General features: G+C 34.0%; 15 protein-coding genes. 13 read left to right on the top strand and 2 right to left on the bottom strand.

The genetic code is table 11. The features are described 5' to 3' along the window. Window positions 1-54 precede the first annotated feature (54 nt). The 5 genes from SLH52_RS11610 to SLH52_RS11590 all read left to right on the top strand — a co-directional run bounded on the left by SLH52_RS11610 (window position 55) and on the right by SLH52_RS11590 (window position 5,027). The gene (locus SLH52_RS11610) at window positions 55-609 is read left to right on the top strand and encodes a helix-turn-helix domain-containing protein (RefSeq protein ID WP_320209438.1); all 555 of its coding nucleotides are present in this window, start codon (window positions 55-57) and stop codon (window positions 607-609) included. Between the two features lie 147 nt (window positions 610-756). After that, window positions 757-1,320, top strand: a complete 564-nt coding sequence (locus SLH52_RS11605) for a GNAT family N-acetyltransferase (RefSeq protein WP_320209437.1) — start codon at window positions 757-759, stop codon at window positions 1,318-1,320. A 387-nt stretch (window positions 1,321-1,707) separates the two neighbouring features. Continuing rightward, a complete protein-coding gene (locus SLH52_RS11600) occupies window positions 1,708-2,106 on the top strand; it encodes a GntR family transcriptional regulator (protein ID WP_214481972.1) in 399 nt (132 codons plus the stop codon). Continuing rightward, on the top strand, window positions 2,090-2,989 hold the full coding sequence (locus SLH52_RS11595; protein ID WP_320209436.1) for an ABC transporter ATP-binding protein: 900 nt from the start codon (window positions 2,090-2,092) through the stop codon (window positions 2,987-2,989). The genes SLH52_RS11600 and SLH52_RS11595 overlap by 17 nt, the downstream gene beginning before the upstream one ends. After that, complete coding sequence (locus tag SLH52_RS11590; protein ID WP_320209435.1) at window positions 2,964-5,027, top strand: DUF6449 domain-containing protein; 2,064 nt, start codon at window positions 2,964-2,966, stop codon at window positions 5,025-5,027. Before SLH52_RS11595 ends, SLH52_RS11590 begins: the two co-directional genes overlap by 26 nt. Window positions 5,028-5,145: 118 nt before the next feature. Here SLH52_RS11590 and SLH52_RS11585 read toward each other — a convergent pair whose 3' ends face one another. Continuing rightward, window positions 5,146-5,586 (bottom strand): Dps family protein, encoded by a 441-nt coding sequence (locus tag SLH52_RS11585; RefSeq protein ID WP_214481977.1) that lies wholly within the window; start codon window positions 5,584-5,586, stop codon window positions 5,146-5,148. Between the two features lie 389 nt (window positions 5,587-5,975). Between SLH52_RS11585 and SLH52_RS11580 the strand changes: the two genes are divergently transcribed. The 8 genes from SLH52_RS11580 (at window position 5,976) to SLH52_RS11545 (ending at window position 14,139) form a co-directional block, all read left to right on the top strand. Next, complete coding sequence (locus tag SLH52_RS11580; RefSeq protein WP_320209434.1) at window positions 5,976-6,686, top strand: phosphoadenylyl-sulfate reductase; 711 nt, start codon at window positions 5,976-5,978, stop codon at window positions 6,684-6,686. 12 nt (window positions 6,687-6,698) lie between these two features. Next, window positions 6,699-7,778, top strand: a complete 1,080-nt coding sequence (locus SLH52_RS11575) for an anion permease (protein ID WP_320209433.1) — start codon at window positions 6,699-6,701, stop codon at window positions 7,776-7,778. A 50-nt stretch (window positions 7,779-7,828) separates the two neighbouring features. Beyond that, window positions 7,829-8,974, top strand: a complete 1,146-nt coding sequence (sat, locus tag SLH52_RS11570) for a sulfate adenylyltransferase (protein ID WP_320209432.1) — start codon at window positions 7,829-7,831, stop codon at window positions 8,972-8,974. A 320-nt stretch (window positions 8,975-9,294) separates the two neighbouring features. Then, window positions 9,295-9,897: an adenylyl-sulfate kinase gene (cysC, locus tag SLH52_RS11565; RefSeq protein ID WP_320209431.1), complete on the top strand. Its 603-nt coding sequence runs from the start codon at window positions 9,295-9,297 to the stop codon at window positions 9,895-9,897. A gap of 244 nt (window positions 9,898-10,141) precedes the next feature. Then, window positions 10,142-11,755 carry a nitrite/sulfite reductase gene (locus tag SLH52_RS11560; protein WP_320209430.1) on the top strand — a complete coding sequence of 538 codons (1,614 nt, stop codon included), beginning with the start codon at window positions 10,142-10,144 and terminating at the stop codon, window positions 11,753-11,755. Between the two features lie 357 nt (window positions 11,756-12,112). Beyond that, on the top strand, window positions 12,113-12,310 hold the full coding sequence (locus SLH52_RS11555) for a DUF3906 family protein (protein ID WP_320209429.1): 198 nt from the start codon (window positions 12,113-12,115) through the stop codon (window positions 12,308-12,310). A gap of 443 nt (window positions 12,311-12,753) precedes the next feature. Continuing rightward, window positions 12,754-13,488, top strand: coding sequence for a sirohydrochlorin chelatase (locus SLH52_RS11550; protein WP_320209428.1), 735 nt, complete (start codon window positions 12,754-12,756; stop codon window positions 13,486-13,488). Window positions 13,489-13,509: 21 nt separating this feature from the next. Further along, the gene (locus SLH52_RS11545; protein WP_320209427.1) at window positions 13,510-14,139 is read left to right on the top strand and encodes an NAD(P)-binding protein; all 630 of its coding nucleotides are present in this window, start codon (window positions 13,510-13,512) and stop codon (window positions 14,137-14,139) included. A 28-nt stretch (window positions 14,140-14,167) separates the two neighbouring features. Here SLH52_RS11545 and SLH52_RS11540 read toward each other — a convergent pair whose 3' ends face one another. After that, a complete protein-coding gene (locus SLH52_RS11540) occupies window positions 14,168-14,908 on the bottom strand; it encodes a DUF2071 domain-containing protein (protein ID WP_320209426.1) in 741 nt (246 codons plus the stop codon). Between the last annotated feature and the right edge of the window lie 200 nt (window positions 14,909-15,108).

Here is a 15,108-nt window from a genome sequence, read left to right as displayed (position 1 = left end):
ATGTTATATTATACAAAATGTGCGTTATAATGTAAATTTTAATGAGGTGATGTAATGGAAGAGATTCAGAAAATATTAGGAAAAAATCTGAAGGCCATACGAGAAAAGCAAAAACTAAGCTTAGAAAAGGTTTCTGACCTAAGTGGTGTCAGTAAAGCCATGATTGGTCAAATTGAAAGAGGAGAATCAAGTCCAACTATAACAACGATTTGGAAAATTGCGAATGGGTTAAAGGTTTCTTTTACATCACTAATAAATGTTCCTGAACCTGAAGCTAAAATTGTTTTAAGAGATGAGGTCCAAGTTTTATCAGACGATAATGGGAGGTACAGAGTTTTTCCTACCTTTCCTTTTTCAGAAAATAAGCAGTTTGAATTATACTCAATTGAAATAGAACCAGAGGGGAACTTAGATTCTCGTGGACACAAGGATGGAACCGAGGAATATATTACTGTTTTTGACGGAGAAGTCCTTATAAGTATAAATGGGTCGAACTATAAATTGAAAAATGGTGATTCAATTAAATTTAAGGCTGATAGACCACATTCATATTACAACACGGGGGATATATTAGCTCGATTAAGTATGACGATTTACTACCCAGAATAATAAAAAGCTGGGTTCTGATTCAGACAGATGAAGTCGTTTTGAAATTTTTTCATACTTTTTCTATTTTCTACTTACGTATTTGAGTTAATTATTAACTTCGAAATAATTGTAATTAAGCAATGTAGGTTAGTTAAGGAGTGATTTCCGATGCTTAATATTGAGATAAGAAGGCCACGAAGTGGGGATAATGTCGAGCTAAATCAATTTTTTAGTACAGTCATTATAGATACATATGCAAGAGAAGGTTTATCGGAATTGTTTGATGAGATAGAAAATGAAATTGAAAATAAGAAACAATACTTGAAATGTGACTTTGATAGCAATGGGAAGAATCGGTATTTTTTAATAGCTTCAGATAAAAATAATAATAAAATTATCGGTACAATTGAATACGGTCCAGCTAGTGAGCTGATTAATAGTTGTACAGGTAGTATATTGAGCGAGTTGTATGAGGTAGGTACTGTATTTGTACATCCAGATTTTCAAAATCGAGGTATTGGGACTTTACTATTAAATGTGATGTTTTTGACCTTACTGAATAGAGGAATAAAGGAATTTTGTTTGGATAGCGGATATACAAATGCACAAAAGATATGGAAGAAAAAATTTGGAGAGCCTGATTATTTAATGAAGGACTATTGGGGTGAGGGATTCGATCATATGATTTGGAGGAGAAGTACTAATGATATGTCCATTATATTTAATAGTTGATTTCAGTTCACTTTAAAAATATTTCTTATCAACTTCGCAAGGTATTTAAACTCATTCGATGTAAAACGATCAAGTTCCAAAGGGAATGAAATTAGTAACGCTTTTTTGATCTTTAGACGCAGAGGCCGTTTTGACAAAATGGCTTCTTTTTATTAGTAAAAGTAATAATGGTGCTTTAAAACCTTTTGATCAAACTTTTTACGAAAGCTACAACAGGTTCGGATTAGTATAACTTACTCAGCTCTATTGGACATCCCCATTAATGATATCCACCAATCCACACTCCGAATAAAACAGCTAAGTTTGTCCTTTACAAATGGAATTCAGTTTTATATAATCAATCTGTATTATAGGTTGTAATACAGATGGTACAGGGGGAGGGAAGCAATGTTTAATTTAGATCTCCGAAGTAGACAGCCAATCTATGAGCAATTAGTTGATAATATCAAACAGTTGATTATTAACGAAGTACTTAAGCCTGATGAGCAACTGCCATCGGTTCGGGCATTAGCAAAACAATTAACGATTAATCCTAATACGATTCAAAAAGCATATCGTGAGCTTGAACATCAGGGGTATATTTATTCTGTGAAAGGAAGAGGTAGCTTCGTTACACCATCGCCACAACTCCCTAATCAAGAGAAGCTCGAAAAGATGATGGAAGAAATCAAGAAATTACTATTAGAAGCGTTTTATTTAGGTATGACAAAAGAGCAAAGTATACAGCTAATTAATGAAGTAGAAAAAGTGGTCAAAGGAGGAGAACGCTATGATACAACTAAATAATGTTAGTAAATATTTTGATGGTCAAAAAGCGTTGAACTCTGTCAATCTACAAATTAATAAAGGGTCGATATTTGGACTACTAGGATCTAATGGTGCTGGGAAGACAACTCTATTGAAGTTGCTTGCAGGGATTTATAAACAGCATAGTGGAGAAGTGCTAATTAATGATGAACAAGTTTTTGAAAATGAACGGTTAAAGCAAAATATCATTTTTATTCCAGATGTTGTCTACTTTTTCTCGCACTATTCAATTCTGCAAATGGCGAAGTACTATAAAAGCATATACCATTCGTGGAATGAAGAAAGATTTAAAGAACTTCAACGTGTATTTGGGCTTGATCCTCGAAATAAAATACATCGCTTTTCTAAGGGTATGCAACGTCAAGTTGCTTTTTGGTTAGCATTATCAACAATGCCTGACGTATTAATCTTGGACGAACCGCTTGATGGGCTTGACCCAGTTATGCGAACAAGGATAAAAGACTTGTTAATTCAAGATGTTGCAGAAAGAGAGATGACGGTTTTAATCTCTTCTCATAACCTCCAAGAAGTAGAAGGGATATGTGATCAAATTGGCATTTTACATAAAGGACAGCTCATCATGCAAAAGGAAATTGATGCGATAAAATCAGATGTACACAAAATACAAATTGCCTTTAGTAATAATATCCCTATGAATTTGTTCAACGAGGTAGATATGTTATATAAAGAAGAACGCGGTAGTGTTATTATTTGTATCGTTAGAGGGCATGAACAGGACATAAGAACAAGTTTCTTACGATACCAGCCCGTTATATTTGATGTTTTACCGCTCACATTGGAAGAGATATTTATTTATGAAATGGGGGATGTAGGCTATGCGATCGATGACATCCTGGTTTAAAGGAGGCATCTTCATTCAAGATGTGAGGAGTGTGCTATGGGTCGGCACAATCTATTTTATGTTACTATTGCTTACTGTCCCATTATCTATTATTGATTTCTATAATCAGTTAAATAAAGGTTTTATTTATCGGGAATTTGATTTCTTTTCAGATGTGCAATATATAATTATTATTACTGTGCCAGTTGTTCTAGCTATCTTTATATTCCGTTATTTACAAACGAAAAGGTCTGTTGATTTTATTCATAGCATGCCGATAAAACGTTCAACGATTTTTCATCATCATATGATATTTGGTGCAGTCAATCTTGTATTACCAGTGATCCTTACTGCTTGCATCGCTATAGTCTTAAGGTTAACTTTGCAGTTGGATGCATATATATCACTGAATGATATATTCAATTGGTCAGGAAGCATTGTTTTATTTACGTTGTTTATCTTTGTTATAAGTGTATTTGTGGGGATGTTTACAGGGTTGTCTGTAGCCCATGGGATATTAACGTATATTTTCTTGCTGTTTCCATATGGGATAACTGTTTTAATATCGATGAATCTTGGTGTTTTACTATATGGGTTTAACTATGAATATTATTTGAATGTTGGAATTGAAAAGCTATCTCCCCTCACAAGCTGGTATAATAGATTTTTTGGATACAGCAATGAACCTGTAGAGATATTTACTTACACAGAAGTAATCGGGTATGTCATTGTAATGGTTTTTATTTATCTATTCTCAATATTGATTTATAAAAAAAGAGGGTCAGAAACCGCAACCCAAGCAGTAACTTTTAGTATTTTACAGCCTGTATTTAAATATGGGGTAACCTTTTGTACGATGCTTGTAGGTGGCGTCTACCTTTGGACTTATCAACAAAGTTTTTCTTGGACAATCGTAGGGTATGTCATCGGTTCGATAATTGGGTATTGTGTAGCTGAAATGACTTTACAAAAATCATGGAGAATCGTTCCAATTAATAAAGGTTATGCTGTTTTTACGGCAACGATGGTTTTGCTCATTACTGTCATTAATTTTGATATCATTGGCTTTGAAGAAAAAATGCCAAACATTAATGAAGTTGAAAAGGTTTATTTTGACAATGGTATATATTCTTATTTGAAAGACGATGAAGGCATTAAACGTTTTGAATATGCTGACAGTAAAAATATTGTACACGTTTATAACCTTCACCAACAGCTAGTAAAAGATAAGGAGAAAAATAAAAACAACAATGAAGCGGTAATAAACATACATGTTGTTTATGGACTAACGAACGGTAAGAAGTTTGTACGGTCTTATGATATACCAAAAGATGGTACTTACGAAAATTATTATAAACCGATTTACGAATCTGCTGAATTTAAGAAGATGGATTATGATGAACTATTTGCAATAGATGCTGAGCATATTGAACAACTTGTTTTTTCTCCTAGTCATGAATTAGACAAAGAAAAAACTGTAGCTGAAGATGAGAAAATTGAGGAGTTTTTAACATTAATTCGAGAAGATATTTTAAGTCAAGAATATGAGGACATGAGGGCTGGAAAAGGTAATGGAGGCGATGTAACCATCAGGTTAGGAAATAGCTCCCCATTGTTTGCAAACTATGGAAGGGGATTGGAAAGGAAAACGGCAATTTCTATTCATTGGGACTATTCATATAATCGAATAGTTACATGGTTAGAACAAAATGATTATATGCAATACGCGACCATTCATCCCGAAGAAATCTCAAATATGAGGATTATTGAATTAAACAATGATGAAATAAAGTTAGTAGAGAATATTTTTTGGCGTGATACAGATAATCTAGAAGAGATGTTTGAAGATGATTCCAGAGATGTACTTACCATCTCAAATGACGAACAAATACTAGATAGTTTACGGAATTATCAAGCTGTTTTTAGTTATTCTGAAAGAAGTAATCACGCAAAATATATCGTGTATTTTGAATCAGTATATGGGGACTATTCTTTCTTTAGTAGCTTCAACGATGCAAACGTACCAGGCTATATCAACGAATATTTTAGTAGTAATTAAACATGTTTTTTAGGCTACCAACCCTATTAAATAGAAAAAATAGCACCTGCTCATGGTGCTATTTTTTATTCTATAAAATGTTCACTGTTGTTTGTCCTTAGTTGCCCCTTGTTTTTTCTTATTTTAAATATGCTTTTAACATCCACACATGCTTTTCTAATGAGTTTTTAATGCCAATAAACATATCCGCAGTAGGTTGATCATTAGCATCTTCTGCTTGTTCAATTAATAGTTTGGATTCGTGGATCACTTTAAAGAAGTCTTCGGCAATGGCTCCAACCATATCTTTTGGTGTTTCTTTGTTCGTTGCTTCTTCAATTGAAGTGTGTTTTAAATAGTCAGCTAACGATGCAATAGGTTGTCCTTCGATAGTTAGAATTCTTTCAGCGATTTCATCAATATAAGTAGCTGCCTCGTCGTAAAATTCCTCAAACTTAGCATGTAGAGTAAAGAAATCAGCTCCAGTAACATACCAATGGTAATTATGAAGCTTCGTATACAATACGTTCCAGTTTGCTAGTTGTTGGTTAAGAGATTGAATAAGTGTAGTGTTTGTCATAAATGAATCCTCCTAAATTAGAATAATTATATTATATTACAGATTATAATAATTATCAATAAGAATTAATTACAATATAAAAATCTTAATAAATTAAATATTTAACACTATATATTGTTAGCTTGAATACGTAGTCTATTCAATAAAATATGAGTTTTTTGTATAGGAATAAGACCTAATTTTATCCGAAAAAAAATAATTGATTGATTTTCTTATCAGAATTTTATAAACTAAAACAAATACTAATCATTGTATTCCTACTTGTTTGGTTGGAGATATCCTTAAAGTCGATTATGCTTAATGGTAATCTTTTCTGGTAAAGGTGAAATGAGAAGTAAAATGTATTTAAACGAACATCCATTTGTGGCATTAAATAAAGGGGGGAGAATATGGCTTCAATAACGTATGATAGCTGGTCAGATCAACTATCAACAGATATTCAAGCACAGTTTAAAGAAAGTTTAGATGTGTTGAAATGGGCTTATAAGGAATATAAAGATGAGATCGTTTATGCTTGTAGTTTCGGGGCCGAAGGAATGGTTCTTATTGATCTCATTAATAAAGTTAATAAGACAGCTAAAATCGTTTTTCTTGATACAGATGTACATTTTAAAGAAACTTATGAGTTAATTGACAAAGTGAAAGAAAAATATCCTACCTTACAAATTATGCTTCAAAAACCAGAGCTAACTCTTAAAGAGCAGGCAGAACAACATGGTGATGAGCTTTGGAAAACAAACCCTAATCAATGCTGTAATATTAGAAAAATATTACCTCTGCAAAAAGCATTAAAAGGTAATTTAGCATGGATATCTGGACTAAGAAGAGAGCAATCTCAATCGAGGAGCCATACTAATTTCATCAATAAAGATGATAAGTTTCAGTCTATTAAAATATGTCCACTCATTCATTGGAGTTGGGAAGATATTTGGAATTATATCCGGTTCTTTAATTTGCCGTACAATCGCTTACACGATCAAGGCTATCCAAGTATCGGGTGTGAGTACTGTACGTTACCAACTGGTGATGATAAAGATTCCCGATCTGGACGTTGGGCAAATAGCTCTAAAACAGAATGCGGATTACATCAATCAGGTTAGGAAGAAGAGTAGATGATATTTACAATAACCGCATTTGTTGTGGCTATTTTATTCGCATTAAATATTGGTGCTAGTGGAGCAGCTGCTTCCATGGGAGTCGCGTACGGATCTGGTGTCATTTCCAAAAAGAACATTGCACTTGTTATTAGTGGCATAGGTGTTTTTTTAGGTGCTGCATTAGGTGGAGGAGAAGTTGTTAAAACGATAGGAACTGAAATTGTGCCAGCGTCAATCATTAATGTTCATATAGCAATTAGCATTCTTGCAGCAGCTACAATTTCTTTATTCATTGCCAATATTTTGGGGATTCCTTTATCAACAAGTGAAGTGACTGTCGGGGCGGTAGTTGGAGTAGGTATTGCTTTTAAAGCACTTATGTTTGATACTTTAATTATTATTATGCTGTTTTGGATTGTCACACCGCTAGTTTCTTTTACAATTACGTTGTTATTTGGCAAGTTGGTTAAGAGGGTAGAAAGCAAACAAGGTTTCCTACAGTCAAAAAAGTGGAAGACTATATTAGCAGTACTAGTTGTGGTGACAGGTTTTCTTGAAGCTTTTTCTGCAGGAATGAACAATGTTGCTAATGCAATTGGACCACTTGTAGGAGCAGAGCTGATCCCCTTACAATCTGGTATCATCCTAGGTGGTTTGTTTATCGGAATTGGAGCAATCGTTTTAGGTAGAAGAGTCATTGAAACGAATGGCAAGAAAATCGTAAGATTATCGTTATTACAAGGGAGTGTAGTATCAGGTACAGGAGCAACTCTTGTATTTATCGCATCAATTTTTGGGCTTCCGGTACCGATGACACAAGTAACCACTTCGGGCATAATAGGCATTGGTATTGCCGAGCAAGGTAGAGGCCTCTTAAAGAAACGATTAATTAAAAAACTTCTCCTTGTTTGGATTGTTTCACCAGTATTTGCGCTAGCAGTATCTTATGGATTTATCAAATTATTTATTCAAGTAGATTTATATGTTGTAAGTGCGATGATGAGTGCTGCGTTTGCATCGTATGGCTTGCTGAAGTTAATGAGGTATACACAAGAAGACAGACGGTCATATCATGAAGACGGCGGAGGTATTTAGCACTTTAATTCCGACTAAAAAGATAAGATAACTTAAAACGGAGGTAACTTATGAGTTTGAAACCACATGGGGGAGAATTGATTCAACGCCTTAACTCTCCTTATTCAGTAAACGGCATTACAACAGAAATTGAGTTAGATTTAATGGCTTTAAGTGATTTAGAATTGATTGCAACAGGGGGCTATAGCCCACTAGAAGGCTTCTTAGGCTATAAAGATTATACTTCAGTTGTGCATGATCTGCGCTTAAGTTCAGGTGCACCATGGAGTATCCCTATTACCCTGCCAGTTTCTGAGGCTAAAGCTTCAAAACTAATTGTAGGCGAAAAAGCAAAACTTGTTAAAGATGGCACTGTTTATGGTGTCATTACAATAACTGAGGTATATACACCAGATAAAGAAGTAGAAGCTCAGCACGTATTTCAAACGACAGATTTATCACATCCTGGTGTAAAAAAATTATTTGATCGTCCTAATGTATATGTTGCTGGTCCTATATATTTAGTTGAGCGTCCAAAGAAGGATAGATTTAATGAATACTATCTTGACCCTCGAGAAACAAGAGAAATATTTCAACAAAAGCAATGGAATACAGTGGTAGGATTTCAGACTCGTAACCCTGTTCATCGTGCACATGAGTATATTCAAAAAAGTGCACTAGAAATTGTTGACGGTCTTTTACTTAATCCTCTTGTAGGAGAAACAAAGTCTGATGACGTTCCAGCAGATGTGAGAATGGAAAGCTATGAAGTGCTACTTAAGCACTATTACCCTAAGGAAAGAGTCTTTTTAGCAGTATTTCCAGCCGCGATGCGCTATGCTGGTCCTAGAGAAGCAATTTTCCATGCTCTAGTTCGAAAAAACTATGGCTGTACTCATTTTATCGTTGGCCGTGATCATGCAGGTGTAGGAGATTACTATGGAACTTATGACGCACAAAAGATTTTTGATCAATTTTCTAAAGAAGAAATTGGCATCGAAATATTAAAATTTGAACATGCGTTTTATTGCAAAAAAACGAAAACGATGGCTACGTCGAAAACAACACCTAGCAGTTCTGAAGATCATCTTCATTTAAGTGGTACGAAAGTAAGAGAAATGTTAAGAAATGGGGAGGTTCCTCCAGAAGAATTTACTCGACCAGAGGTCGCGGAGGTACTTATTAAAGGATTGAAAAAAACATCAGTCCACTCATAAATGTTCGGTGTTGACAATTTTGTGTAGAAGTGACGAGATATTTAATAGGGGCGTCTATTAAGGGAGTTAAAAAATCTTATTAGGCAGCCCCATTATTAAAAATATAACATTTTGGATAACGCTCTTGTTTGTAAACTTTGTTGCTATTTTATTAAAAGCGGACAATTTGACGAGTTTTATAAGTACTCAATAAATGTTTAAGTATAAAAGGTGCTACGAAAGATATATGTTTACGTGTTTATATCTTTGAACGAAAAGCAACAATCAATGCGAAAACAGCCTTGTTTTATTATATATTAAGTAATATAGGAGAGGTGTCCATGTCATCATCTAAAAACATCGTATGGCACGAAACAACAATTACTAGGAAAGATCGAAACAGCTTAAATAATCATAATAGCTGTGTGTTATGGTTTACCGGGCTTTCTGGATCTGGAAAGTCAACGCTTGCGAATGCAGTTGAAGTTAAGCTACATGAAAGCCAAGTTAGAACTTATGTTTTAGACGGTGATAATATACGTCATGGCTTGAACAAAGACCTTGGCTTTAGTGAAGATGATCGTAAAGAGAACATACGCCGTATTGGAGAGGTATCTAAGCTATTTACAGATAGTGGTCAAATTGTTTTGACAGCTTTTATTTCACCGTTTAGAGAAGACCGTAATAGCGTAAGAGAGCTTTTTTCTAATCATGAGTTCATCGAAGTATACGTAAAGTGTCCACTTGAAGTATGTGAAACACGTGATCCAAAAGGGTTATATGACAAGGCGCGGAAAGGTGAAATTCCTGAATTCACAGGCATTAGTTCACCATATGAGCCTCCTGAACAACCTGAATTGATTATTGAAAGCAACAAAATGACAATAGAGCAATCTGTTGAACAGGTAATAAATTATTTAAAAGAAAAATCAATAGTAAAATAATATGGTTTCTTTCGCAAATAATTTTGCATTAGTTACTATATATATACAATAATAGATTATATAAAAAAGTTTCCTTCGAATTTCATACGTTCAATGATTTTATGTAAGGAAACTCCATACTTATATAAATAACGAAATAAGTCATGGGATGAATGTAGAGAGAATACACTGCACAACAGTTATTTTTCGATATTTATTGAACATGAGCTATAATACGTTATAAGGGAGTTAAGGAGGGTGCTAAATGGCATATGTGAAAACATGGGAAAACAATGAAAAATTAAACAAAAATGAAAAACAGAAGTTACAAAAAGATGGGTTAGAAATATTAAACGATATTCCACATTATGCGAAAAATGGTTTTCAATCTATCCCAAAAGATCAATGGGATTATTTTAAGTGGGCAGGATTATACTTACAAAAGCCTAAAGAAGATGGATATTTTATGATGAGGGTTAATGTTCCTTCTGGAATTTTGACTTATGATCAAGCTAATGTATTAGCTGGGATTAGTAAAGATTATGGTAGAGGTGTTTTTGATATAACAACACGTCAAGCTGTACAGTTCCATTGGCTAACAATTGAACAAATTCCAGATATTTTTAAACGCTTGGAAAGTGTTGGTTTGTCTTCAGTTGGGGCTTGTGGAGATATCACTCGTACGATAGTTGGTAACCCACTTGCGGGTATTGATGGGAGTGAACTGTTTGATACAGAACCTATCGTTAAAGAAGTATATGAATTTTTCCAGCATAATGAAGATTTCTCAAACCTTCCTAGAAAATATAAAATGTCAATAAGTTCAAATGTTCATAATGCGGGGCATGCAGAAATAAATTGTTTAGCATTTATTCCAGCAACAAAAGAAATTGATGGAAAACAAGTTGCTGGTTTCCATATTAAAGTAGGTGGAGGGCTTTCAGCACGTCCGTTTTTAGCTCAAGAACTTGATGTGTTTATACTCCCTGAACAACTCAAGGAGACAGCAATAGCAATAACAACATTATTTCGAGATTACGGTTACCGTGAAAAGCGTCATTTGGCAAGGTTGAAATTTTTAGTTGCTGACTGGGGAGTAGAGAAATTTAAAGAAAAATTAGAAGAACTGACTGGACCATTACTTTCAAAAGGTAAAAATGAATTGAAGGAATGGAATGCAGGTTATTTTTATGGAGTACACAAACAAAAACAAGAGGGATTAAGTTATGTTGGCTTTAACGTACCTGTAGGAAGACTAACTGCTGACGAAGTTTTTGAGCTAGCTAGGATATCAAAAGCATACGGAAATGGTGAGATCCGCACTTGTAATTCTCAAAACTTGATCATTCCAAATATTCCAGATGAACAGGTAGATGTACTGTTAAAGGAACAAATCTTTAATAGAATTTCAATCAATCCTAGGAACTTCATTGCTTATTCAGTTTCATGTACAGGTATTGAATATTGTAATTTAGCACTTGTAGAAACAAAAGAAAGAATGCGAAGTATTGCTGAATATTTAGATGAAGAAATTGCGATTGATCAGCCTGTACGCCTTCATATGGTTGGCTGTCCAAATTCATGTGGTCAACGTCAAATTGCCGATATTGGTTTACAAGGTGTGAAAATGAAAACGAAAGAAAAAGGTATGGTAGAGGCTTTTGAAATCTATGTTGGTGGTACGCTGAATAATGATGGGAAATTTAATGAAAAATTAAAGGGTAAAGTCGATGCGGACAATTTAGGCCCTGTATTAAAAGATTTCCTAAGTTATTTCAAGGAGAATAAAGTAGAGAAAGAATCATTCTATGACTTTGTTGGTCGAGTGGGGATTGAACCGCTTCAAAATGAACTAGACCAAATTTTAGCTCAAATATAACACAAAGGATTTTCGCTAACCTTGTTTTGCTATTGAGCTTTTTTTAGAACAGTAATTAATAATATTTGCAATTGACCTTATATTATATGAGAAAAGGTGCCACGAATACTTGGTTTAAAAGTATTTAGCTCTTAATATGAAAAAGCTAGGGTTAATGAAATACATCTAACATAAACACAAAGGATAATGAACAAATTCTCACATGAAGGTACTACACCTTCATGTGAGTCATTATTTACATGCTTATTCCTATAGAGAGAGCAAGTGAATAGCAGGCTCATCTCATTATCGGTCAAAATCAAGATGGATAGTCACCCTGACTTTTCCACTACGTATTTAACTTAGTAGGTGATTAAAGTGAATTTGTACAAATTTGAAGTGAAAATAAATGAAGAGGTTGTAGACGTAGTCATTGCATCAAAAAGCGATGATGAAGCGTTTCATTATGTAGAAATAGAGTTAGAAAAACATTTTTTAAGTATGCCTGATATAGATGATATCACACTTTATGAAAAGAAGATTATCCGTAATGGAAGTGGTTTTGTTTTGGCATAGGCTCTCTTAGTAAAATATGTTGTTATTTATACTAATAATGGATAGTATGATGAGTTTTATGAGAACTCAATAAATGTAATTGTAGAAAAGATGCGCCGAAGGCTATGTATACGTGCGTAATACTTAGAACGAAAAGTAACAATCATTGCGAAAACAGCCTTCAGTTAACTTTGTTGTTATACGGTTGCTAAACACAAACCTCATTTTAAATGAAAAAGATGCCAAAAACGCTTGGTTTATTTCTTATTACGAAAATCAACAAGCAATGTGAAAATAGTCTTAGTATAACATATAATATTGTTAGGATCTTTTCATTATCTTTGTTGCATTGTATTGAAGATACTAACCCATTACTATATTTCAGAAAAGATGCGATCAACGGATTAGATACATGTTTACATATTCGTATTTTTATTATTCACTTACAATAATACGAGGAGGGGATGAAAGTGAAAGCTATTCTCTATATAGGGCATGGTAGTAGGGTTGAGGAAGCTAAACTTCAAGCTGTTTCTTTTATAAACGAGATGAAGCAACTAATTTCAATCCCCATTCAAGAACATTGTTTTTTAGAGCTGGCATCACCAACAATTGCTGAAGGAATTAACAATTGTGTTGAGCGAGGTGCTACTGAAATTATTGTTGTTCCGATTTTGTTACTTACTGCCCACCATGCAAAAAAAGATATACCAAACGAATTAGCTAAAGCTAGCACTCATTTTCCTGACATAGTTATTAAATATGGTCAACCTATAGGTGTTCATGACAAAATCATTGATATTATGCTCGAGAGATTACATGAGAAAACAACAGTAATTGATGGAGATACGTTAATATTGCTCGTTGGTAGGGGTAGTAGTGATCCTGATGCGCCTCGAGATTTACGGACGATTGCGAAGCTCTTACTTGAGCAATCAGGAGCAGGATCAGTTGATACTTGTTTTTTAGCAGCAGCAGAGCCTTCTTTTGAGGATATGTTACAGCAAACAATATGTTCCCAATTTAACAAAGTCCTTGTACTTCCATATTTATTGTTTACTGGTATACTAATGAAATCAATGGAGCACACAATTAAGAGCATAGCATCCAATGAAAAAGAATATATTTTATGCAATTATCTAGGTTATCATAAATATTTAGGAGATATCATTAAAGAGCGTACAGAAGCATTGTTATAACACGTTATAAGGAGAAATAAGATGAGTAGCTTTCCAATAATAGTTCAGCTGGAAAACAGAAATGCGGTAGTTGTTGGTGGTGGTAAGGTTGCATCTCGAAAAGTTAAGCACTTAATCGGCGCAGGTGCTAATGTAGTCGTTATAAGCCCAAATATAAACGAAACAATGAAAACCTATGTAGCAAATCATCAGGTGGTTTGGAAAGAAAAAACGTTTGATCCTAGTGATGTAGACAATGCGTTTGTAGTTATTGCAGCAACCGACAACGAAACCGTTAATAAAGCCGTCGCTGATGCAACAAATTGTCACACACTTTTAAATGTTGTAGACCAGCCTCATTTGGGAAATTTTACCGTTCCTAGTATATTACGGAGAGGAAAACTATCTATTTCTGTTTCAACTGATGGAGCTAGCCCTCATTTAGCAAAAAAAATTCGAGATGAACTAACGAACCAATACGATGAAACCTATAGTCATTATTTAGACTTTTTATATGAATGTAGGCACATAATAAAAAATAACGTTAAGAATCCACGAGAAAAGCAAGAGTTATTATTAGAAATTATTGACCCGGTCTACTTTTCCTCATTAGAAATGCGAGATAAAATATTATCAAAACTAAAAGCAATTAATAGGAGAGTTAAATTTTAATAAAGTGGTATTTGCCCCATCATAGCTGTTATATGTTATTGCTATTAACTAACCCCCATAATAAAGCATCTTTCTTAGATGAATAATGGACGATGGGTTGTTCTGTTATTATAGAAAGATTTTGATCAAAAAAAGAAGAACTGTCAAAGGAAGTACAAGTGCCTTTTCGGAGCAGCCAAGGTTCGTGTATAAGATCTCCACGGTAGACGTTGTTATGTTTGTTGACGGTAAACAAACAATAACGATTCACTAAAAAGCTAACTAAATCTGCATTGTGCGGAGTAAATCTTTCATCATCAATCGTAAAATGTGCATGAAGTAGTGGTGAGAATTGACGCTGTTTTTGAGAGCACATATAGCTGTATCGATTTTGGTCGTTGTCAGTTGTAATTATAGAATAAGTATATGGTAAATGGTAAAAAAAAGCAGCAAGACGGCTTGCGATGAAATTGGATGCATGAATCTTTAGAAAAAAGACGCCTCGGATTCCTTGATATGTAACATACGTCCTTACATTGATTTGTTGAAAAGGTTTGAACAACGATAAAAATGGGATGCCATTAACATACATGCCGCTCATCGAAAGAAATACGATACTTATCCATGCTTGGTGTTCGTAACAATCTAGTTTTAATGGATACGGAATGATCTTTTCTAAAGAACGTGTACATACAGGCCAATGAGCAAATATGAGATCATCCCATGTTTGTTTAAATAATGGCTGACGACTTGATTGTTGAATGGGATGGAAACGGTTATTCTCCGACATTTTAACTCACAGCTCCTTAGCTATTAGGAGTTTCCTTAATTTATGTATAGAATAATCTATAACAAGAAAATTTATACAATAAACCTTTACATTTATATTTTGCAATGATATATTATACATACATTATTTGAACGGGGAGGGTTGTATTATGAGTAAATTAATTGTAATTAAAAGCGTAACTGGATATTTCATAATACAGC

Origin of the sequence: Cytobacillus sp. IB215665, assembly GCF_033963835.1 — a bacterium.
Classification (GTDB): domain Bacteria; phylum Bacillota; class Bacilli; order Bacillales; family SM2101; genus Nanhaiella.
The sequence above is the reverse complement of the archived record's forward strand: the minus strand, read 5'-3'. Positions and strand labels throughout refer to the sequence as shown.